The 22,525-nt window shown below is 39.1% G+C and carries 15 protein-coding genes; 8 read left to right on the top strand and 7 right to left on the bottom strand.

Going from position 1 to position 22,525, the window contains the following annotated elements:
* The first annotated feature begins 108 nt into the window (after window positions 1-108).
* From GFH32_RS12030 to GFH32_RS12015, 4 genes are all read left to right on the top strand, one after another.
* The gene (locus tag GFH32_RS12030; RefSeq protein ID WP_153511833.1) at window positions 109-2,223 is read left to right on the top strand and encodes a ribonucleoside triphosphate reductase; all 2,115 of its coding nucleotides are present in this window, start codon (window positions 109-111) and stop codon (window positions 2,221-2,223) included.
* Window positions 2,207-2,392 carry an anaerobic ribonucleoside-triphosphate reductase gene (gene nrdD / locus GFH32_RS18525; protein WP_194285639.1) on the top strand — a complete coding sequence of 62 codons (186 nt, stop codon included), beginning with the start codon at window positions 2,207-2,209 and terminating at the stop codon, window positions 2,390-2,392. The genes GFH32_RS12030 and nrdD overlap by 17 nt, the downstream gene beginning before the upstream one ends.
* The gene (locus tag GFH32_RS12020) at window positions 2,373-3,050 is read left to right on the top strand and encodes an anaerobic ribonucleoside-triphosphate reductase activating protein (RefSeq protein WP_153511832.1); all 678 of its coding nucleotides are present in this window, start codon (window positions 2,373-2,375) and stop codon (window positions 3,048-3,050) included. Before nrdD ends, GFH32_RS12020 begins: the two co-directional genes overlap by 20 nt.
* A gap of 315 nt (window positions 3,051-3,365) precedes the next feature.
* Window positions 3,366-4,328 (top strand): helix-turn-helix transcriptional regulator, encoded by a 963-nt coding sequence (locus tag GFH32_RS12015; protein WP_153511831.1) that lies wholly within the window; start codon window positions 3,366-3,368, stop codon window positions 4,326-4,328.
* Window positions 4,329-4,349: 21 nt separating this feature from the next.
* On the opposite strand, the gene GFH32_RS12010 is transcribed toward GFH32_RS12015, so the two are convergent.
* The 6 genes from GFH32_RS12010 to GFH32_RS11985 all read right to left on the bottom strand — a co-directional run bounded on the left by GFH32_RS12010 (window position 4,350) and on the right by GFH32_RS11985 (window position 11,961).
* Complete coding sequence (locus tag GFH32_RS12010) at window positions 4,350-4,634, bottom strand: hypothetical protein (RefSeq protein ID WP_160366803.1); 285 nt, start codon at window positions 4,632-4,634, stop codon at window positions 4,350-4,352.
* A gap of 448 nt (window positions 4,635-5,082) precedes the next feature.
* On the bottom strand, window positions 5,083-8,322 hold the full coding sequence (locus GFH32_RS12005) for a TonB-dependent receptor plug domain-containing protein (RefSeq protein WP_153511829.1): 3,240 nt from the start codon (window positions 8,320-8,322) through the stop codon (window positions 5,083-5,085).
* Window positions 8,323-8,329: 7 nt separating this feature from the next.
* Window positions 8,330-9,115 (bottom strand): hypothetical protein, encoded by a 786-nt coding sequence (locus GFH32_RS12000; RefSeq protein ID WP_153511828.1) that lies wholly within the window; start codon window positions 9,113-9,115, stop codon window positions 8,330-8,332.
* A gap of 2 nt (window positions 9,116-9,117) precedes the next feature.
* Window positions 9,118-9,876, bottom strand: a complete 759-nt coding sequence (locus tag GFH32_RS11995; protein WP_153511827.1) for a hypothetical protein — start codon at window positions 9,874-9,876, stop codon at window positions 9,118-9,120.
* Window positions 9,860-11,311 carry a S8 family serine peptidase gene (locus GFH32_RS11990; RefSeq protein WP_153511826.1) on the bottom strand — a complete coding sequence of 484 codons (1,452 nt, stop codon included), beginning with the start codon at window positions 11,309-11,311 and terminating at the stop codon, window positions 9,860-9,862. Before GFH32_RS11990 ends, GFH32_RS11995 begins: the two co-directional genes overlap by 17 nt.
* Window positions 11,312-11,334: 23 nt before the next feature.
* The gene (locus GFH32_RS11985; protein WP_153511825.1) at window positions 11,335-11,961 is read right to left on the bottom strand and encodes an HmuY family protein; all 627 of its coding nucleotides are present in this window, start codon (window positions 11,959-11,961) and stop codon (window positions 11,335-11,337) included.
* A 503-nt stretch (window positions 11,962-12,464) separates the two neighbouring features.
* Here GFH32_RS11985 and GFH32_RS11980 point away from each other — a divergent pair.
* Genes GFH32_RS11980 through GFH32_RS11965 form a run of 4 tightly spaced genes read left to right on the top strand, consistent with a single transcriptional unit; the run spans window position 12,465 to window position 21,191 of the window.
* A complete protein-coding gene (locus GFH32_RS11980) occupies window positions 12,465-16,349 on the top strand; it encodes a response regulator (RefSeq protein ID WP_153511824.1) in 3,885 nt (1,294 codons plus the stop codon).
* Window positions 16,350-16,352: 3 nt separating this feature from the next.
* Window positions 16,353-16,712 (top strand): response regulator transcription factor, encoded by a 360-nt coding sequence (locus GFH32_RS11975; RefSeq protein WP_153511823.1) that lies wholly within the window; start codon window positions 16,353-16,355, stop codon window positions 16,710-16,712.
* Between the two features lie 4 nt (window positions 16,713-16,716).
* Entirely contained in the window at window positions 16,717-17,784 is a 1,068-nt protein-coding gene (locus tag GFH32_RS11970) for a HEAT repeat domain-containing protein (protein ID WP_153511822.1), read from the top strand.
* Entirely contained in the window at window positions 17,784-21,191 is a 3,408-nt protein-coding gene (locus tag GFH32_RS11965) for a sulfatase-like hydrolase/transferase (protein ID WP_153511821.1), read from the top strand. Before GFH32_RS11970 ends, GFH32_RS11965 begins: the two co-directional genes overlap by 1 nt.
* A 7-nt stretch (window positions 21,192-21,198) precedes the next feature.
* Here GFH32_RS11965 and GFH32_RS11960 read toward each other — a convergent pair whose 3' ends face one another.
* Entirely contained in the window at window positions 21,199-22,452 is a 1,254-nt protein-coding gene (locus GFH32_RS11960; protein WP_153511820.1) for a YaiO family outer membrane beta-barrel protein, read from the bottom strand.
* Window positions 22,453-22,525 lie beyond the last annotated feature (73 nt).

Here is a 22,525-nt window from a genome sequence, read left to right as displayed (position 1 = left end):
ATTTCGAAAATAATTCGTTTTGTGTTTTATGTCATTTTAAAACTCGACACTACTGCTTAGCTTTAGATAATACCTTATCATACATGCTATTAAACCCAATTTTGTGATATGAAAGATGTGATTAAACGAGACGGCTCATTAGAGAAATTCCAATCCTTCAAAATCGAAGATGCTATTAAAAAGGCATTCCAAAGTGTATCCATTCCATATGACGAATCCATCATGGAAACGGTACTTGGCGAAATAAACCCATCTAACTTGGTTGATGTCGAAGATATACAGGATACCATTGAAAAGAAACTGTATGTGGGCGGCTATTTTCAAGTGATGCGTTCCTTTATGCTCTTTCGACATACGCGAAAACTACAACGTGAGCATATAGATCGCTTTGTTGATTCCAGTACCTATGTCGATAGTAGCCATGCCGTCGAGGAGTACATTTACCAGAACGACTGGCGTATTCAGGCGAATGCGAATAATTCTTTTTCGAATGCGGGACTAGTAAACAATACCGCGGGGAAGATTATTGCAAATTATTGGCTAGACAAAGTCTATAACCGGGTGGAAGGACATGCGCACCGGAATGCTGATATTCATATACACGATCTAGATTGTTTAACGGGTTACTGTGCCGGTTGGAGTCTACGTGTTTTACTAGATGAAGGATTTAATGGCGTACGTGGTCGGGTAGATAGCCGCCCGCCATCGCATTTTCGAGAAGCTTTAGGTCAGATGGCGAATTTCCTGGGGATACTCCAAAGTGAGTGGGCCGGCGCTCAAGCATTTAGTTCTTTTGATACCTACTTAGCACCCTATGTGTTTAAAGATCGATTAAGCCAGTTGGATGTTAAAAAAGCAATCCGAAGTTTTGTTTATAATCTAAACGTTCCGGCAAGATGGGGACAGTCGCCTTTTACCAATATAACGTTAGACTGGATTGTGCCCCAAGATTTACAAGACCAGATTCCGACAAAAGCAGGACTTCATCTTTTTAGAGATTTCAATAATGAGGAATTGCAGAATTTAGCCGTTGAACGCGGCGTAAAACAATTGGAAGATTTAACCTATAAGCATTTCCAAAAGGAAATGAATATGATAAATAAGGCCTATTACGAGGTGATGACCGAAGGCGACGCCAATGGTCAGCCCTTCACTTTTCCGATACCGACAGTGAATATCACGGAGGATTTTGATTGGACTGGTGAAAACGTGGATATCCTTTTTGAAAATACCGCAAAAATAGGATCTTCTTACTTCCAAAATTTTATTGGCAGTCAATATATCCTGAATGATGCTGGTGAACGCGTTGAAAATCCAGAAGCTTATAAACCTAATGCTGTGCGCAGTATGTGTTGTCGATTGCAATTAGACCTTCGAGAATTATTGAAAAGAGGAAATGGTTTATTTGGTAGTGCAGAAATGACGGGAAGTATTGGTGTCGTAACGATCAACATGGCGCGTTTAGGTTATTTGTATCGGGGAAAACCGGAACAATTATATAAACGTATTGATGAGTTAATGGAAATCGCAAAATCCACCTTGGAAAAGAAACGAAAGTTCGTACAAGAGATGTACGACAATGGACTATATCCATACACTAAACGGTATTTACCACATTTCAGGAATCATTTCTCAACGATTGGTGTCAATGGAATGAATGAAATGATTCGTAACTATACTGAAGATCAAGAAAATATCGTCACAACTTGGGGGAAGGACTTTGCTAGTCAAGTCTTAGATTATATTCGCGACAGACTTCGCGAGTACCAGGAAGAGACTGGTAATCTTTATAATTTGGAAGCAACACCTGCTGAAGGGACGACTTACAGATTTGCTAAAGAAGATAAGAAACGTTTCGAGGATATCCTACAAGCAGGACAGCACCCTCAAATATATTACACCAATAGTTCTCAACTTCCGGCAGACCAAACGGAAGATCCATTTGAAGCCCTATTATTGCAGGATGAGCTACAATGTAAATATACTGGCGGTACAGTGCTCCACTTGTATATGCGCGAAAGGATAAGTACGTCAGAAGCCTGTAAGGAATTTGTGAAAACGGTATTGACTAATTTCAAATTACCTTATATCACAGTAACTCCAGTATTTAGTATTTGTCCGAAACATGGATACCTCAACGGACAGCATGAGTATTGCCCTCAATGTGACGAAGAGATCATTAATAAACATAAATTAAATATTTCACATGAAAACTATGAATGATGACAGAACGCAGGTGTTGCAGCAACATCAGCAAGAACGTAGTAAATGTTTAGTGTATACGCGGGTTATGGGATATCATCGCCCCGTAGAAAGCTTTAACATTGGTAAACAAGGCGAGCACAAGGAGCGTACTTTATTCTGTGAACAACATGGTAAAGCCGCTGTTTGATATCACAGCCTTTAGTTTACTAGATTATCCAAACAAAGCAGCCTGCATCTTTTGGTTTGTGGGCTGCAATATGCGTTGTCAGTATTGTTATAATCCTGATATTGTTTTTGGCAAAGGGAAAATCGCTATTGCGGAAGCCGAACGCTTTCTGCAAGCTCGTCGTGGACTATTGCAAGCGGTCGTTATGAGTGGCGGCGAATGTAGTATACATCGAGATCTACTCACCTTAGCTAGGATAGCCAAAGATTTGGGGTATCTCGTGAAGATCGATACCAATGGGGCGAGTCCAAAAAACTTGCAAATGCTAATAAATGAAGGTCTCGTTGACTATGTTGCCTTAGACTTCAAAACTTTAGCGCCAAATTTTCAGGAAGTAACAGGTGTGTCAACTTTTGCTTCGTTTGAGACGTCCTTCGCAATTCTGCAATCTGCCGATATCCCTTTCGAAGTGCGAACGACTGTACATTCTGAATTACTCAAGAAGGACGATATTCTGCAAATGATCGATTTTCTTGTTCAAAAAGAATACAAAGGCACCTATTATTTACAACTTGCGTTAAACGATGTGAAAACGCTCGTCGAACTCCCACGTTCGGAATACACCAGCTCCAATCTTGCATTCGAATCCACAGCGATTCCTGTCGTTGTGCGAGCTTAGGAAGCTTTGATTTAATGTTCATATAAAAATCTTCACGAAGGCTCGACTTTGGCTTAGAGCATGTTCGTAGCTTATTCGATCAAAACCACAATTCATGGGTTAAGGTATGCTTAAAGTACGCTTGAGCTAGGCTTAAGCTGTAGCTTAAACTGTGGAAATTGAACATCTTATATGTATGATAGATAAACACCGATTCCTGTTCTCAATATTATTTCTTTGTTAAAACACTTATTATTTAGAATGATTATAAATAACATTCATTATCTTTTTAGCGAATTTTATTAGGTATTAAGAAATTGTGTTGATTCGTGCGAAATGATTGTTAGGAGTAAGATTTTAGAATTGGATAAGTGTTTATTCGAGCAGGAGGTGCTTGATATTTATATTCCAGAGAATCCGGTGGTTGAATGTAGAACAGCGATTGATAATGATCATGTTCATATGGAAAATTTCCAGTTAGCAACATCTGGTATGTTTATTCTACAGGCGAAGATGAATTTTTCAAAGCCTGTGCATTTCCAAACGGAAATAGAAGGTGATGCGGTGATGAGCCAATTTATATTTTACGGTCCTTGTAGCAAGGTCAATCCCCGCGAGGTGAGTAGGCACAACATTCGATTTATCCCTTCATTTAATTCCACGCTCGAAATTCAACACGGAATAGATTATCATTTCTTTATTGCCGTTTTATCCAAGGAATATTTCTTAAGTCTTGTCAAGCGCGATTCACTATTGCTTCAAGAGTTTATTGAACAACTCAATCTAGGGCATCAAACCTCCTATATGCAGAAAGACTGTACTGCAACATTCGAAATGCAACAAACGATTGTTGAGTTAGTCGAGTCGAAGAAAATAGGGGAGATTCGTCGTTTACATTTAGAGTCTTGTATTTTAGCTTTATTGATGTATCAATTTGAACAGTATTTGGAATTTCGAAGTGATTCCGGTCTTTCATTTTCTAATGAGGATATCTTAAGGCTAGAGCAGGCTCGAATAATCCTCGAGAACAGGATTGCAAATCCCCCAACTCAAAGAGAACTAGCCTCGGAGCTGCTCACGAGTGAGAGTAAATTGCGGAAAGATTTTCGCCGATACTACTCCATTACCATTAACAATTACCTGATGCAGGTTCGAATGAAAAAGGCAAAATCATATTTGTTAGACGAGCGTTTGCCAATTTATGAAGTGGCGGCATTGACGGGCTACAGCCATCAAAACAACTTTACCAATGCCTTTAAGCGATATTATGGCGTGCCGCCCATAGAACTTAAGAATTAAGCAATAGTATTGCCCGCCAGCTTAGTCGAATGCACTATATTGAAAAGTCAGAAAGGTCGTCTTGTCCATCGATGTGGGATACTCAGGAGCGCCCTTATAGATGCTTATCATTTTTAATTTGTAATGCTTTCCTTTTGATGTTTGTAGGAAAAATGTTTTTCCTCGAATGGGTTCCACGACATGTGTTTGCACATCAAACATATACCATCCATTGTCGTAGCTTGCAATATTTCCACTTTCGCTTTCATCGTATGTTATCGACGGTTTTTGCTGAATAGTCGCGTAATCTGCAGTCATTACTTTCATCCAGGTACCAGCCTTACTGTTGCTACTAATTACTGTGTTTGCGATGCCACCAAATGCGATATCCCAATTGCTCCCTGCGGATACGGTTTGTTGACTCTCTAAGTTAAAATAGATAGGACTGGCAATCCCGGTTGGTTGACCAGATGTAACCTCACCATTATTTAGATCGCGGATATAAATATCCTTTAGTTCCTTTGGAGTTGGCTTCGTCTCTTCATTTTTCGAACAACTGCAAAATATGCACTGATCAATAGAGTGAGGAATATGAGTTTGTTATAAGTATTCATGGTTTAACTTTTTTTAGAAGAGTAGTCTTGTAGTTTTAATTTGCTGTCGTATTGCTGTTTTATATGGAGCAGCCCCTTGCGTTAATTCTCAACAATCCTTTGTGAACAAGCTAGGATATGTCAAGAAGTAATACATAGGCTGCTCCTTATAATTAAATGCTTTAGAATGAAAATTTCATAAACATTCCATAAGTTCTTACGGGTAGCATTGCGGCGTACTCAAAGGATCCACCATTTCTATTGTTGTAAGATCCATCTGGATTTAAATTGTAAGGAAGGCTCTTATAGAGATACCCTAAATTTCTACCTACAATTCCTATCTGTGCCGATTCTGCGCGGAACCATCGTTTTGCCAATGTATTTGGTACAGCATATCCAATATTGATCTCTCGAATGGCGATATAACTATTTTCAAAGATCGAACGCTCACGTACACCTGCACGTTCGTGGAAGCCTGCATAATACTCACTGGCAGCAAGGGGTTGCAAAAGATATTCTCCATTATTATCCTTTCCAATCAGTTCTTGAGCTGCTTGAAAACTAAGACCGGAGACGTCTTTTCCGTACAAACGAATATGTTCATCGAATACTCCGGTTGGGATAATACCGTCAAAACTGGATTTATAAATTGTTTGTTGTTTTCCTGTTTCTGGATCGATTTGTTGTACAGGCATTTTTCGTTCTATTCCGCCGAACGATTCTGAACGCCCAAATCGGGTATCTGATAAAACTGCTCGCTGATATAGTAGGGCATGTGTTCCAGAATAAATATCGCCGCCGACTTTGAAATCGAATAATGCGCCAACCTGTAGGTTCTTAAAGGTAAATTTATTCTCAAATCCAGCAATCCATTTGGCTGTACTGTTACCAATCTCTTTCGCGGTACCCGAAGGAACATATTCCATATGTGAGTTTAATAAGTATTGTCCTTGGCTATTTGTTTTGGCAGCATAGCCGGATAATAAAGTCCCGAAATTACCATTGACACTTCCAACGAGACTAACGTCGTCTTGGCTGCCTAATTGGGTTAAGCTATTAATAGAAGAGCTATTTATCTCCAGGAATTTATTGCGATTTGCGACAAAGTTAATGCTACTGGTCCATTGGAAGCTATTAGTTCTAAATGGTACAGCGGTTAGCTGTAGCTCCCAACCTCGGTTTCGAACTTTCGCATGTACATCACGAAGGGGCTGATTGAATTTCTCCAATGGGCTCACGATATCGTATAAGTAGTTGTCGATCGTACGATTATACCATGTTAAGTGTAAAGCTAGTCTATTTGTGAACCAGCTAAAATCGGTTCCAAGTTCTACTTCTTTCGCGTATTCATAAGAGAATCCAGTTTGGTAATTTCTGAGACCCCAAGATCCTGAATTGGTATAGTATGGTTTGTATACTGTTTTTAGTCCAGGGTAGGGAAGTTCCAAATCGTCAGTTACTGCAGATTGGTAGTGGAATAGACCAGTTACATTACCACTATGACCGTAGTTTGCTCTAATCTTCGCAAAGTCCAATGCTTTCTCTGGGAGATTTAACCAATTTCTTAGGGTCGAAGTATAAAGGTATGCGAATCCAATGGAGGGATAAATTTGGGTGATTTTGCCTAACTTATCTAAGTTACTTAAGGTATTGACATGGTCTAATCGTGTTCCAGCATTAATAAACAGATTTTGACCGTATTGATAGTTTAGCATCAGATGCGCACCATGAATATGCTTACTGTTCGCGTGCTTCACACTAAACTGAGACGCCAGTTGGTAGGCATTTGTATTTAGGAATTGTTCAATGACTTCGCGCTCGGCGCCAATTTTGAGTCGATATGGGTTGGACGATGTTGGGAGGTATGAAAATCCCTTAATGCCGCCTTCTGTTTGCCAGTAGTCATAGCCTAAGGTCGCTTGGAACTGTTGATTAGCAAAACTTCTATGGTAATCGAGCTCTGCTTTCGCCATCCAATCAATGCTATATTCCTTGGCGCTATTATTATAAGCCCTTTCTTGATGATAGAAGCTTTCATTACCCAGCATACGTTCAAAATAGCCACTAGCGTTTTCACGTGTACGAATCCCGTAGTCAGCATAATTTGCGGAAATTTTGAAATCTAGTTCGGGTAAGATATTCCAGTTTCCTTTCGCAAATAAACGAATGCTTTCAGCTGTTTTTTTGGCTTGCTGTCCATATAAATACCAGGCAGTTTCACTTTCCAAAGGATCGTTCGTGCTGGCAGCAGCAAAATCGATGGGATATTCAATAAAAGTTCTTCCCAGTGATGCAAATTTTTGAGCACCAATACTAGGCGCATTTCTCGAAATACTTTGATTGTATATCGCACCGATTTCTGTTTGAAATTTATTCGTCCAAGTTTGAAAACCCTTAAACATCAAATTGTGCTTATCGAGCGTGTTTCGCTTGTAAGTCCCCTTATTGTAATCCGCACCGTAGCATAAGCGCAATTTGTTTTTCCCTTTAAAATAATTAATCGCAATTTGACCAATTTGTGCATTCGACTGCTCAAAGGAGTCGTAATAATTGTCGCTTGCAGTCGATAGCCAGGCTAAACGTGGATCATTGATTTGTTGGATGTCGTTCTGGCTAAGTAAGGACGGCATTCCATATACCTGCCCGTAGCTCCCACCAATGTTAGCATCAATAGATAACCCAGGTTTCATTTTGTTGCCTTTGGTATTAATCTCAATTACGCCATTCATCCCTCTAGATCCGTACTTCTGAGCGGCTGCCGCACTTTTTAACACTTGAATATTCTCGATGTCATAGACATTAAGTTCTTTCAATGTATTTCCCCAGTCTTGTCCTCCATACTGATTGGCCCCTGAAGTTTCGTTTTCTATAGGCATCCCGTCTAAGATAAATAAAGGCTGGTTGCCACCTACTAGTGACTTCATGCCACGGATAACCATGCCGCTGCCGGATGTAACACCCCCAGCAGTCGCATTCATCTGTAAGCCGGGTACACGACCGCGTAAGCTATTGATGGGGTTCGCCTCGAAAGAATTGACTAATTCCGAGCCTTCGATCATATTTGTTTCGTAGACATTATCATAGTTTTGATGGGCCAGGACATAGACTTCGAAGATTTTTTCTGACGATTTTGCGAGCTCGATTCGTACCGTCTCTTTCTTCTCTAGCCAAATTTTTTTCTTCTCGAAGCCTGCCTTCTTGAAGATTAAACTACATGGTATCTGTCGAACCGTAATTTGAAACCAACCTTTATTGTTGCTAATTCCCAGAACCTGATTACTTTCGCTCAGAATCTGTACCTGGCTTAATGGGTCGGCGTTCTCGTTCGTGACCCTTCCATGTATGTTTTCTTGTGCCCAGACCGTCTGAATCAGTAAAACCAGAAATAAGGGAATAATAGTAATATGTTTTTTTGTTCTCATGATGGTGTTATTCGCTGTATAAGAAATGCCTTTCTGACTTATTCAGTCCGTGATTGCTACTTGAAGTTGGGATATCATAACGGAGATGATCGTATCGATAGGTAATATCCTCAACCATTGGTTTCTCCACACTATTGCTGATATTGCTAGCATTTTGATAAATTCTCATCAGATTTTTACCCGTATGTAAACTCGATATCTCTTTGAAAACCTGTGCAAGCGGATAAATCAATAAAATAGGCAACAGCTGTTTTTCATTGTGTATATAAGGACTTGCGTATTGATCATAGCGAAATTCATAACCAATTTTTTTGGGTAATAAGTTCGCTTGCAATACTTCTCCTTTGGTATTTAAAAGCAAATTCAATGTGTCAATTTGTGTTGGCTTTGGACCAGGGACGACGGTACGTGTCGTTTGTATAATTTGTATTTGATTTGGGAGGTAGTTTAATACCGTATTGCTCAATTCTGGTCCTTTTACTTCAATTAGTCGGTCCTGTTGATCATAGATAACCTCGTAATTATTAAACTTTGTCAGCTTTGCAGTTCCATTCGCGTATTGAAGATTAAATAGATCGTTACCATTGTAGACGACTTGTTTCAATCGCTTTTGATCATCGTAACTGTATTTTTCATACAGTTCACCATTTTTTGATCGCACTTCCTGCAGTCTGAAATTTTCTGCAATTTGCAGACGATCTTCCTGTTTGAAAGTGATTTGCTTATTGCAAGAACTAAATAGGCTTAATGCAAATACAGCTACCGCTAAGCCTGAATATATTTTATTGCTCATGATTACTCTTCTCTGTAATTAATTTTTAATTGTTCAAAACCGGCGTTTAGGCGGTCGTACATGGACATGTCAATCGGAAAGCCCAGATTGTTGTAAAGGATATGGAAGTCGTCAAACATACGCTTTGTGCCATCGGTTTTACTAGTGACGGCGAGCTGAATAGAGTCTTTTAGGTTGCTTCGATTCAATAGTTTAAGATGGTCCATTATATCTATGGTATTCCCTGATCCCATATGTCCAGCTCCTGACCATCCTATTTTTTTACCAGCAATAGCGAATGCTAATTCACCCCCCGGCACCGTGAGCAATTTGTTCTCACGTGTTGGCCAGTCGTAAATCTGATTCGGAATCGGTTTAGCAATGGAATTAAAATCTTTCGCTTGGATGACTCTAACTTTATACCCTCGCGTATTATAGGTGCTCAAAGAATCAGGTAGATTACTTTGATTTGCCTGATCATAATGCGCAACTGCAATCAGTTGTAATTGACTGGCATTTGCTTGTCGCTCACCACGATAAATACGTGTAACTTGATATTGATTGTTATATTCAAATCTGTATTTTATCATGTACAGGTTTTCGAGATCTAAAACGTAGTCTATTACGGTTTGCTTTTTCTTAACGGTTTGGTATTCAGCTTCGCTTTCTTTCTGGCAAGAAACCATGCCTAATTGTAGCAAGATGAAGGTTAAGTAGGCGATCTGTTGTACGTTTGATTTTACAAACGCCAGAAGTTTATATTGTTTATTTCGCGTTTTCATAAGCTTTTTTGAAATTTGGTACACCGTATCCTAATTTGTTGTCTGGTTTTGATCCTTGGCTTGCACTACGAATCAGTAAGTCTTTGATTTCAGCGCTTGTTTTGTTAGGGAACGCTTCCCAAAGACAAGCAACTAGTCCGGCAAGGATGGGTGGACTATACGCCGTATTATAGGAATCTCCCCAGCCATAAATTATAGGGATCTCTTGTGCGATTACGGCGAATTCTGGTTTAATTCTGCCATCTGCTGTAGGCTTATCCAATATTGACCATAGTGGTTCATTATTTCTATTGGCATTCCCAACTGTTAAGATGTTTTTGGCATCCTCAGGAGGTATAACAAAGGTTATTCCCGCGGAGCGTTGCGGAAACATTTGAACCGTAAGGATTCCTTTTGTAAAGGCTAAATCGGCAACTTGGCTGCTAATGGATCGACCATCACTATGTTCCTCGGTAATATCGAACTGAGGTTGATCAAACTTTACTCCGAACATACAAGAAGAACTAATAATATCTACACCAAGGCTATCAGCGCGTTCGACAGATGCAACCCAACTGGTTTCAAAAAAGGGCTCCTGCGTTCCTCCTCGATCCGTTCTGGTTAAGATATATTCGGCTTTTGGTGCCAGACCTACAAAGTTCTTGGGATCAATCGCAGCGAACATAGCGAGCATATTATTCCCATTGGTTGTTGTGGTGCTGATATCATCGCGATTATAGAGTAAATCGAATTGATCGATGATGCGGTTCTCGGCAATAAGATGTGCTATTTCTGGTTTTTCTGCGATATAACCAAAGCCCTCACTCAGGATGGCAATTGTTTTACCATTGCCATAGAATTTATTCGCGTGTAATTCCTGTGCTTGATATCGCTCTAGAAGACGATACGTTTTTCCATAATTGACAGCATTCACTTTCAGCGTGTCAAGCATTTTTATGGATCCCTTCGGAACGATATTGTTTTCCTTTTTTATCGGTGGGACTACTGGCTCTTGATAGGGTATATGTACACCAATTTGTTTGACCGATTTAACAAATGCTAAAGATTGAATAGTTTTTAGATCTTCATGCTGCTCCGGTAAGTGTATGGTCACATAATTAAGCCATTTTGAGCGATTTAAAAGTTTCCCTTTGCTCACTTTCAGGACCTCTTGGATATATTTATCGTTTACTGGTAAATCTGTGGAGTCAATCTTAATGGCTTGTGCTTTACGGCGTGCAATCGCCTTTTCGGTTAAAAATTTGGCAGGCTCTTGTAAGCTGAAGCTGCTGTTGTTTTTATCTTTGAAGTATACAATAATCGTTTCTTTGTATTCAGCTTGCATTGGCACTTGCTTATCGTAAGAACCAAAGGGAGAAAGCTCTTTACGACAGCCAATAACTAGGCTCGTGAGGCACAGTCCAAATAGGACGCCCTTTGTTTTTTTGAATTTCATATGCTTGGTTTGTTAATATTCGATTAATGAAATCGCTGTCCTTTTTCTATGTATTGATAGCGGAAACTGAAGTAATCCATCCGAGAGCTCATTGAATCATAGGTTTCTCCTTTCATACTCGGCATGTCTCTGTAGAAACTAAAGATTTGTAGTTTGACAAAGCCTTTTCCGTCGGCAGTTTGGATAAACAATGTTTTCTCGGGATAGATGATGTAGAAATTGTTGTCGTCTAAAAAATACCAGGTTGTGCCCCCGCTACGATAACCAAGCGCATAATCCTCTCGACCATTGTCTTGTTTTAATTCGCTTAGATTTGGGATTTCTTTGACGTTTTGATAGGCCGTATGGATGATAATTCCTTTGCCGTTTCCTGAACGAACCGGATTGGACATGTTACCGCCATTGATTTTCAATTGGGCGTTATCAAACCGGATGTCCCAATTGTCACCTGTTGGTTTGCTAACGACTTCGCCAGTACTGAACTTGAAGAAAGGTCTTGTTTTATAGTCTGCAAGGAGATTAAGGACGACTTTTTCCTCTTGTACCGGGAGATCAGGGACTATAGGCTTTTCCTCTTTCTCGCATGCGCTAAAAAGAAGTAGACAACATAGGCTGGCCGTAGATAGCCTTTTGATGTAAGAATAATTCATTGTGTATGCTATTTGTATTAAATCTAATTCATAGCAAAATTACCGGTAGTGAAAATACTTCTACCTATTCATAATGTCATTTAGGTTATGCGTAATGATATATTGTCTTGAGAAACTTAAAAAGCGCATCTTTTACTTATGCAAACGCAATTCCAATCGAATTTTTAGGGTTGATGATAGTAAGAATTACATATCATTAGAAGCCATTAAAGCAAAAAAGATAGTAGACTAAGTTCTTACATGTTGAACGTATGATTGAATACTTCATCACGCTGATTATACTTAATCAGTAATTTATTATTATTCTACAAAGGATGAGTTTTATTTAGTAGGTATTGCTATCGGTTCAATTTGATGAGATTGTAACATTAGGTAAGTTTTTGCTGTCGATAAGAGAATTTTAAAACTATTCGGCAAGTTTGTCTGTTTTACCTGAAAAAACTAAGTTGTCCGGCAAGATATAGCTATCTTGCGAGACATTTATTACTACCTATAGAACACAAATGAATCCTCAGTGTACTCCAATCAACGAGTCTGAGCGTATAGATATGCTCTATTCTTTTGGCTTGATGGGGCTTGGCAAGATGCCAGAGCTCGATGTTTTTGCCGAACTTGCATGTCAGCTCACTGGCTGTGCTTCCTCTATTATTGCTATAATGGAAGAAGAAACTCAACGTATTCAAAGTTGTTTTGGTCTCGAATTAGACACCGTTGAACGGAAAAATACCGTTTGTCAATATACTATGTTGAGCGATAAACCGCTCATGATTGAAGATACCTACCTTGATCCTCGTACAACTGATAATCCATTAATTCGTGCTGGTGAGATTCGCTTTTATGCAGGGGTACCCTTACTAGATCATAGAGGTCTCGCATTAGGGACGCTATGTGTAATCGATTATGAAGTAAAGCGTATCAACGAAGACCAGTTAGAGTCTTTGTCTAAACTTGCTGAAGCAGTAGTATCTGTTTTATTAGCGAAGCGTAAAGTTGCGCAGGCGGGCTATTTCAAGGATATACTATCTGTTACGCAGAATATGATTTGCGTATTGGATGATAATTTTCTGATTAAGGAAGTGAATCCTGCATTTGCAGAACTGATGAACTTCTCCACACGTGAAGCTGTTGGCCAATCTTTCATCGAAATATTACAAGCAAAAGAATCACTTGCCGATGCGATTAGATCGGCTATTTCAACAGGAAAAGCCACACAGATTCAGACGCAGACAGAAACGCATTTAGACGAAGCGTTTATCAATTGGAATTTCAAATATAATCCCAACAACAAGGAGGTTTTTGCTTTCGGAAGGGATATAAGTAAAGAAAATGCGGAAAAAATCAAGCTCCTAGTATCTGAGCGTAAGTTTAGGAACTTTTTTGAGAATGGTTTAGGCTTAATGAGCATGCATGACTTAGACGGTAGGATTCTCCGTGTCAATGAAATGGGTAGGAAAGTTTTGGGCTATTCGGCAGAAGAGGTTGAAAAATTAAATCTCGTTGATATGTTACCGAACGATAAGAAGACTTTGTTTAAGCCTTATTTGGAGCGCATTAAACAAAAGGGGGAAGATCGCGGTATGATGATTCTCAAACATAAGAATGGAGAATGGATTTACTGGCTATATAATAACAGCTTGGAAACCGATCTTGATGGAAACGCTTATGTGGTTAGTTCTGCATTGGATATGACCGATCGGATTAAATTGGAAGAGGATCTTCAACATACCAAGCAAATTTTAGAACAGAGTAGTCAGGTCGCTCAAGTTGGAGGTTGGGAAGTCGATTTGGCGAAGAATAAGATCTATTGGTCTGGACCGACAAGAGATATTCATGGAGTATCATTGGATTTCGTTCCAACCTTGGAAAATGCATTTACGTTCTTTGATCAGAAAGATGGCGAAAAGCTCAACAAATTGTTTAATCGTGCGGTAGAATTAGGGGAGAGTTATGATCTGGAAACGACTTTAATAAAGCAAAGTGGCGAATCCTTATGGATTCGTATTAAAGGCGTTCCTGAATTCATTGATGGTACTTGTACACGTGTTTTCGGAATTATTCAAGACATCGATCAAGCCAAGGGGACCTTTATTGAGTTAGAACGTAAAGAAGCGATGTTGCAAACATTCGTCGATTATGTGCCTGCATCGGTTGCTATGTTTGATCAAAATCTAGATTATCTGACGATCAGTAAGCAATGGAAGGAAGAGTTTAATTTTGTTAGCAATCATGAAGTTCGTAGAAACCTTTATGATGTCTTTCCTAATATTCCCGAAAACCGAAAAGAGATCTATAGAAAAGCTTTAGAAGGAATATCGTATAAAAATACAGATGAGTTAGTTACTAGAGACGAAGTCGAAGGTGTTCAACATTATAATTGGGAAGTACGTCCGTGGAGATTACATGATGGCGTGATCGGCGGTATCATTATATTTTCGCAGAATATTTCTGATCAGGTCGCTCAAAATGAAGAGTTGAAAAATGCAAAGAAACTTGCTGATATTGGTAGTAAAGCAAAATCAGAGTTTCTCGCCAATATGAGTCATGAAATTCGAACTCCACTCAATGGTGTTATTGGTTTTTCGGATTTACTATTGAAAACACCATTAAATGATTTGCAAAAGCAATATCTGCGCTACGTTAATGAATCTGGAAATAATCTCTTGGCCATTATCAACGATATCCTCGACTTTTCGAAAATTGAATCGGGTAAGTTAGAGTTTTATGCTGATCAATACAATCCGTATGAACTGGTGAACCAGGTCATTCATGTCATCTTATATCAAGCACAAAACAAAGGCATCGAGTTACTCTTAAATATTGAACAAGGCCTTCCAGACTATATACACATTGATGACTCGCGAATAAAACAGGTTTTAATCAATCTCTTATCCAATGCGGTGAAATTCACAGAAACTGGAGAGATTGAACTTCAAGTAATACGCACCAATATTGAAGAAGATAAAGTTAATCTTCGTTTTTCAGTTAGGGATACAGGGATCGGTATTCCTGAAGAGAAGCAACAACGTATCTTCGACGCCTTTATGCAAGAGGACAGTTCGGTGAGCAAGCGTTTTGGTGGTACTGGACTTGGGTTAACGATTTCAAACAATATTCTGCGTTATATGGGTAGTGAGCTTTCGCTCGTAAGTAAGGTCGGTGAGGGGTCTACATTCTATTTTGATATTGAAGTTCCATATGAGTATATGGAAGTTGAAAATGACGACTTATCGGTCGAGAATGTCCTTATCGTCGATGATAACTCAAACAACAGAGTTATTCTGGAGCATATGTTGGCCTATAAAGGCGTAAAAACAACTTCTGTTGGAAATGGTTTTGAAGCAATTCAGCTTTATCTCGATGGGGCTCGTTTCGACGCAATTTTAATGGATTATCGTATGCCTATCCTCAATGGATTAGAAACTATTGTAAAGATTAAAGAGTTCTTGATTCAACAGGAAGAATCGGTTCCATTGTTAGTATCGCACTGTTCTTCGGAGGATCAGGAATATATGATGCAATTTCGTCAAGAGCATAATTCATATTGCATTACCAAGCCAATTATTTCAGAGGAACTTTATCGCATTTTAAGGCGAAATCCGAATAACGTGCCCACAATCGTGTCTGATGAGGATATTCATCTGAAGTCCTTAGATACAGCATTCTCTGTTTTGGTAGCGGATGATAATCCGGTCAACATGGCTTTGAACCTTCGTCTTGTCGAAGGGGTTTTACCACATTGTGAAACAAGCAGTGTAGAAAATGGAGTATTGGCGGTTGAGGCTTGCGAAAACGGCAAATTCGACTTGATTTTAATGGATATTCAAATGCCATTAATGGATGGGATTGAGGCGACACAAAAGATCCGGACTTTGGCGGGCTATGAGCACGTGCCGATAATCGGTATCACTGCAGGAAATGTGATTGGAGAAAAAGAGAAGTGCTTAGAAGTTGGTATGTCTGATTTCTTAACGAAGCCGATTAAGGCTGGAGAGTTCAAGGCGCTGGTAACTAAGGCTATGCAGTCACTGGACTCGGATTTAGTGAAAGATGTTCAGATAGAGCGTCATTTTGATGAGCGAATCATGGATGAGTCGACGGACAATGACGCCGATTTTAAACAAGAATTCGTAGGTATCGTTTTGACCGAGTTAGAACTTCAAAAGGAGCGTTTAGCACTAGCGAAGTTGGAAGTCGATGTTCCTCAGGTAAAGAAGCTTCTACATAAACTTCGGGGGACCTCAAGTACCGCAGGGCTTATTTTGTTAAATGAGTATGCCACAGATTTGGAGAGAAAATTCGTTGATGGCAATCTGCCATTTGATGATATCAATAAGATTATTGTAGAAATCGAATTATTACAGAAACTATTAATAAAGATAAAAGCGTAAATCATGGTTGTGTTATTAGCTGAAGACGATGAATTAATTCTTAAAACAGTTGAGCATAAGCTCAAAAAAGAGGGATTCGAGGTAATTTTAACTAGAAACGGGCAGGAAGCCATTGAGTTGATTAAAACAAAGGAGATACATTTGATTATCAGTGATATCATGATGCCCTTTGCTTCTGGAATCGAAATTCTAGCTGTTGTAAAGCAGTTGGAGCGTCCGATTCCTATTATCATGCTCTCGAGCATGGGACAAGAAGAGATTGTTGTCGAAGCGTTCGAATTGGGGGCTTCTGACTATATGATCAAGCCATTTAGTCCAAACGAATTAGTCTTACGAATTAATAAATTGGTCAACAGACATTAGTATTTTGATGGAACCCGTGCTTACCCTTCATGAACTGATGATTGGAATCTTGGCGATCTTGATCCTAGTCTTTTTGTTTATTATCGCACTTTTAATCTTCAGTTTTCGAGAATACCGAATTGTCGAAAATAGACAAGTATGGAAAGAAAAGATTGAAGAGTATCTGAGTCGAGTTATTATAGAAGGTACAGCAGACCAGATTGATGTCGATTCTGATATTGAGCAATACTTGAGGTATCGTGCATTTCGTCGCTATTTCTTAAATCGACTTGTAGAGTCCGAACGGAAGTTTAAAGGCATTGCTGCGGATGTTTTACAACAAGTATTTTATACGTATAAATTGGACCAAGAAGCCTACACGCTGCTAAGAAGTAGGAGACCTTATCTAATTGCACGAGGGATTCAAGTGTTGAAAATTATGAAGGTTGCGGCAGCCTTGCCAGAGATTAAAACTAAAATAAAAGATAAGCATATTCGTATTCGGCAGGAAGCTCAGTATGCTATCGTGTATTTTGAGGGATTCGATGGATTGGCTTTTTTAGATCAAATCAAAACGGTTCTTTCCGATTGGCAGCAATTGCGTATTCTTACTTTCATCAACATCTTGCCAAAAGACGCTAATCCGCGTTTAATTACTTGGTTGAATAGTGAGAATCCTTCTGTGGTAGTATTTGCATTAAGACTTATACAAAAGTTTAAAGTCTTGGAGTTACATAAGAAGTTGATACCTCTATTGTCACATGCTGATAATGCCGTTTCACTGGAATCGATTCGTACAATGTTTGTGCTCGACGTCTACGATACAGCTGATTGCTTGGTGGCTCAGTACCCTAGTCTTGGCATGCCACAGCAATGGGAGATTATCAAGGGTTTAGGATATACGAGAGCTAAGGATCAAATTGACTTCTTGAAACTTGAATTTACAAATCACCCAACTGCAAAAGGTAAGGAAAGTATTGCTAATTCATTAGTTTCTTTAGGCGAGCTTAACTATTTGATTAATTTGAAATTAACATACAATGATCAGGATAAGAATTGGAAGATCATAACACATGTTTTGGATAATAGATAATGAACGAAGTTACTAAGATTATATACGAAATTATTATCTGGTTATTCCTCATGTACTCCATGGGGATATTTAGTGTATATACCTGGATAGCAATCTATTCTTATGGTGCTGTGGTTCGCTATAAATACGGCAATATTTATACAGATTATGCATTAATCGCAACCAATCCTGTCGCGCCCAGTTTTAGTTTAATAGCTCCAGCTTACAACGAGGGGAAAACCATTGTTGAGAACGTTCGTTCTTTATTGTCGATCTATTATAATAAGCTTGAGATTATCATTGTGAATGATGGTTCTAAAGACGATTCGATTGACCGACTGGTGGAAGCCTATCAGTTGGAGAAAGTATCTTTTGTTGTACACGGTAATCTGAAGACTAAAGAAATAATTCAGGTATATAAGAGTAAAAATCCAGCTTTCAAGAAGTTAATCGTTGTTGATAAACAAAACGGGGGTAAGGCGGATGCCCTAAACGTAGGGATTAATATTTCCAAGAGTGATTACATCGTATGTATCGATGTCGACTGTATAATTGATCAGGAAGCTATACTAAAACTTGCTAAGCCTTTTATGGAGCAGGAAGATAAGCGTCTGATTGCTTGTGGCGGAGTTATTCGCTTAGCCAATAACTGTCAGATTGAGAATGGTAAGGTTGTAAAAGTCAATTTACCAAAGTCTCTCTTAGGAAGGAGTCAAGCTTTAGAGTACATACGTGCTTTTTTGTTGGGTAGGATGGCTTGGTCAAGAGCGAGTGGATTAATTTTGATTTCAGGTGCTTTTGGAGCCTTTGACAAGGAGATTGTGCTAGAATGTGGGGGTTATGACCATAGTACGGTTGGGGAGGATATGGAGCTTGTTGTGCGCATGCGACGCTATATGATTGAGCAGGGCTTACCCCATCAAGTGATCAATATCCCAGACCCACTCTGTTGGACTGAGGTTCCTGAAGATAAGGAAGTCTTGAAAAAGCAAAGAAATCGTTGGATGCGTGGTACCATGGAGACGCTGTGGACACATCGCAAACTTATGTTTAACCCGAAATATGGTAAACTAGGTATGGTTAGTCTACCATATTGGTTTTTCTTCGAATTTCTGGGGCCTTTCGTTGAGTTTATGGGCTATATAATATTTATTCTATTTGTGCTCTTTGGAATTATTAATTGGTCTTTTTTCTTTTCTTTATTCGCGCTCGTCGTCTTTTCAAGTATTCTATATTCCGTTTATGCGGTATGCGTAGATCTAGTGAGTCATCAAGTTTATTCAAAACGTAAAGATTTGACCCTCCTAATTTTGACTGCAGCGATAGAGCCTTTTTATTTCCATCCCTTGATTGTTCGTGCTGGAGTAGCTGGTATGGTCGATTATTTTAGGAAGAAGAACGGTTGGGGGGAAATGACTAGACAAGGTTTCTCGCAAGCTAAAGATGAGACTTTTAAAGAGAAGGCGGTGCGATATATCAATTGGCTAATGGAGCAATTTAGTCCTGTCGCTTTTGTGTTTTTATTACTAGTCTTACTCACTTCGGCTGCCGAATGGTTAATTTATGGGCAAAGCGTTCAGCAATTCAAATCTGCGACATCATTTGTTTTCTTGTTGGCGAATAATTTGTTGACATCGGCTGTCTTTGTACTGCCTCTGTTGGTACTATATAGCATCGTATCTTTCTTTAATGAAACCCTCGCGAAATGGTTTATTCGGATAATGGCAGCTATAGCACTAATTGCACAACTTGTCCTGGCATTTTATTTTATCGAATCGAAGAATCTCCTGGGAGCAGATTTATTCTTCTACAGCACGGAAGAGCTTATTAGTATTCTACGTAGTAGCAATGTGCTAAACCTCCTCAATATTTCGATGATCGTCATTGGAGTTTTGGGACTCATTTTCATTATACAATTTTTTTCCAATAAGATTAAAGGTAGCAATAGGCTCGCCTATAGTATCCTCGGTGTAGGAATACTCGCTGCTGTTTATCTTTTCTTCTTTGGATCGATCATTGGCGCAAGCAAAGATGATTTCATGCAAACTGCTGAACGAAGTAAGTTGGGGTATTTTTTAGCGAGCAACGCAAGTTTAGTTTCTGAAAATATTCAAGATGAATTGTTTCCAAGCCCTCCAGAATCGGTTTACGGTGCAATAAGTGCAGAATATCCTTTCTTAAGGGCGGAGCAAAGTAAGGACGCCTTAGGTTCATACTTTCAAAAGTCTGATCAGATACCAAACTTAGTATTAATTCTTATTGAAGGTTTAGGAAATGCTTATAGCAGTTCGAACGGATATATTGGTGACTTTACACCATTTTTAAGCCAGCTGAAAGATAGTTCTTTAGTTTGGGAAAACAATCTAAGTTCTTCAGGAAGAACTTTCTCTGTACTTCCTACGATTTTAGGATCCCTACCATTCGGGAGTTCTGGTTTTCTTGAACAAAAAGAGTACCCAGATCATTTTAATTTGTTGAATGTCTTTTCTTTAAATAATTTTAAAACGGGGTTTGTTTATGGCGGAGATGCTGGTTTTGACTATATGTCAAAATATTTGAATGCCAATGCTGTTGATCGTTTGATTGATGAATCTAGTTTCCCGGCGGGATATAAAAAGCTACCTAGCGGTAATTCTGGCGAGAGCTGGGGATATGAGGATCAGGCCGTGTTTGATCAGTTGATTGCTATTTCAACAAATCAAGCGAAACCGTATTTTCACATCGCTTTAACGCTTTCCACGCATAATCCGTTCTTAATAAATGATGATAGAAAGTTCGAAAGCATGTTTGGTGCTCAATTAGCTAAATTGAAGTTAACAAAGACCAAAGAGGCATTAGCAATGGAAAATAAGAAACAACTTGTTTCCGTGATCAACGTCGATGATGCATTGAAGACTTTCTTTACTAGGTATAAAGAGCTCGAAGATTTCAAAAACACGATATTTATTATTACAGGTGATCATGCAATGCCTGAGATTCCACTAGAGACAAAAATTGATCGCTTTCACGTTCCATTAATTATTTATTCTCCACTGTTGAAATCACATCGTAAATTCCAACACACGGTGAGTCATTTTGATATTGCGCCATCGATCCTTGCATACTATCGTGAGAACTATCAGCTAAAGACGCCAAAAACGGTTACATGGATTGGGCAAGGCTTGGATATTGGCGCTAGCAAGAAAAGCATGGGTATCCCGATGATGCAGAGTAAATCGCAATTAATCGATTTCGTTTACGGCAATGTTCACATCAACGATAATAGAAGCTTCAGATTGAACGATAAACTGGTCGAGGAGCCAATGGGTTCCGCCGATGCCGATCAAGCAACGAAAACGCGCTTTGATGCCTTCCGCGACTTAAATAGAGGTTTTATCAAGTCAAATAAGCTGGTGCCCGACAGTACCTATCAGCAGTTTCTTAAATAAGCGATAATTAGAATCGTCGTCTGTAACCTACTGTAATATCAATTTGATTGTCTTTGACCTCCGGTTGATATTCTACATTGTAATACGTTCCAGAAATAGAAAATAGGTTTTTCTCTTTGACAGAAAGATTATATTCTAGACCTGATTTAAATGTTTTCAATTTATAAGTATTGCCAATAAGTAGGTTCTCGCGATTCTCTTCAGGGCTAATGCCTGTCCCTACGATTAGTCCAAAGTAATCATCGGCACCTTTGGTATAATAGCGAACAGTTCCTGCGTAAGAATGAGAGATATTATCTTCTCCAGGAGTTAAGTAGGTACGTAAGTTAAACCATAAATTCTTGTAGTACTTACCAACCGAAGCAGTATACATCCATACATTTTCAGAGAATTTCAGTTGTCGATATCCAATTTCAGCTTCAAAACTTGCCGGAAGGTTGGCATAAAGCGAAGCGCCTGTTCTGAATTTTGGAAACAGACCAGAGCTGTTTGAATAGCCCGTTCCTAGATACATATAGAACGTTTTAGAAAGTCGAGGGTAAGCTTCCAATTCAAATTGGGTACCATTGCTACCGAACTTATTCGCGAAGTTCGTTTTAAAAATTACTGAGCCAATAGGAGTACGACGCTTGTAACTGACACTCATTATATGCCAATCATCCGCAAATTGCTTGTCAAAATGCATCCAGTTGTAGGTTAAACCAATCTCATTCCCAGCGACCTGTTCGCGAATAGAATTTGCTAGTTCGCGCGCTTCTGTATTTTTAGGGTCGTCTTCAAGAAGTACATTTAATTGTTGATTTGCCTCAGCATATTTATTTGAAGCGTTCAACACTTTAGCTTTCAGCAATCCTAAGTCCTTTGATTTGGGATGTGAAGCCAGTCCTTGATTTAAGATTCTTAGCGATTCTTCGTTTTGATCTTCCCAATATTCCATCGATGCATAGGCAAGGTGGAAATCCTCATTGTCGGATTTTTTCTGTTCCAGTGTTTTGAAGACGACTCTAGCAGAGTCCGGATGATCCATCCAGGTATATAACCTGCCTAAGAAAACTTGAATATCGGTATAATCGGGGCTTTTTTGAAGTGCTTTCTTTGCTAACTGAACGGCAGCTGGATAGTCTTTATGATCGAATGCTTCTGTGCGTGCACGAAGAAATAGCTCATCTGAACTAAGCGTCCCATCTTGTGCATATAACTTCGTTGAATTTAAGGCACATAGCAAGAATAGGCTAACAAGCCCTATTAGTGTTGATTTCATAAGTAGATACTTCAGTAGATATGGCAAAGGTACTTGTTTTTATGGTTTTAAGGGCAATAAGCGCGATCTTTTT

Source organism: Sphingobacteruim zhuxiongii, from assembly GCF_009557615.1.
Lineage (GTDB): Bacteria > Bacteroidota > Bacteroidia > Sphingobacteriales > Sphingobacteriaceae > Sphingobacterium > Sphingobacterium zhuxiongii.
Note: the sequence above shows the minus strand (reverse complement) of the source record. Positions and strands in the feature narration are given on the sequence as shown.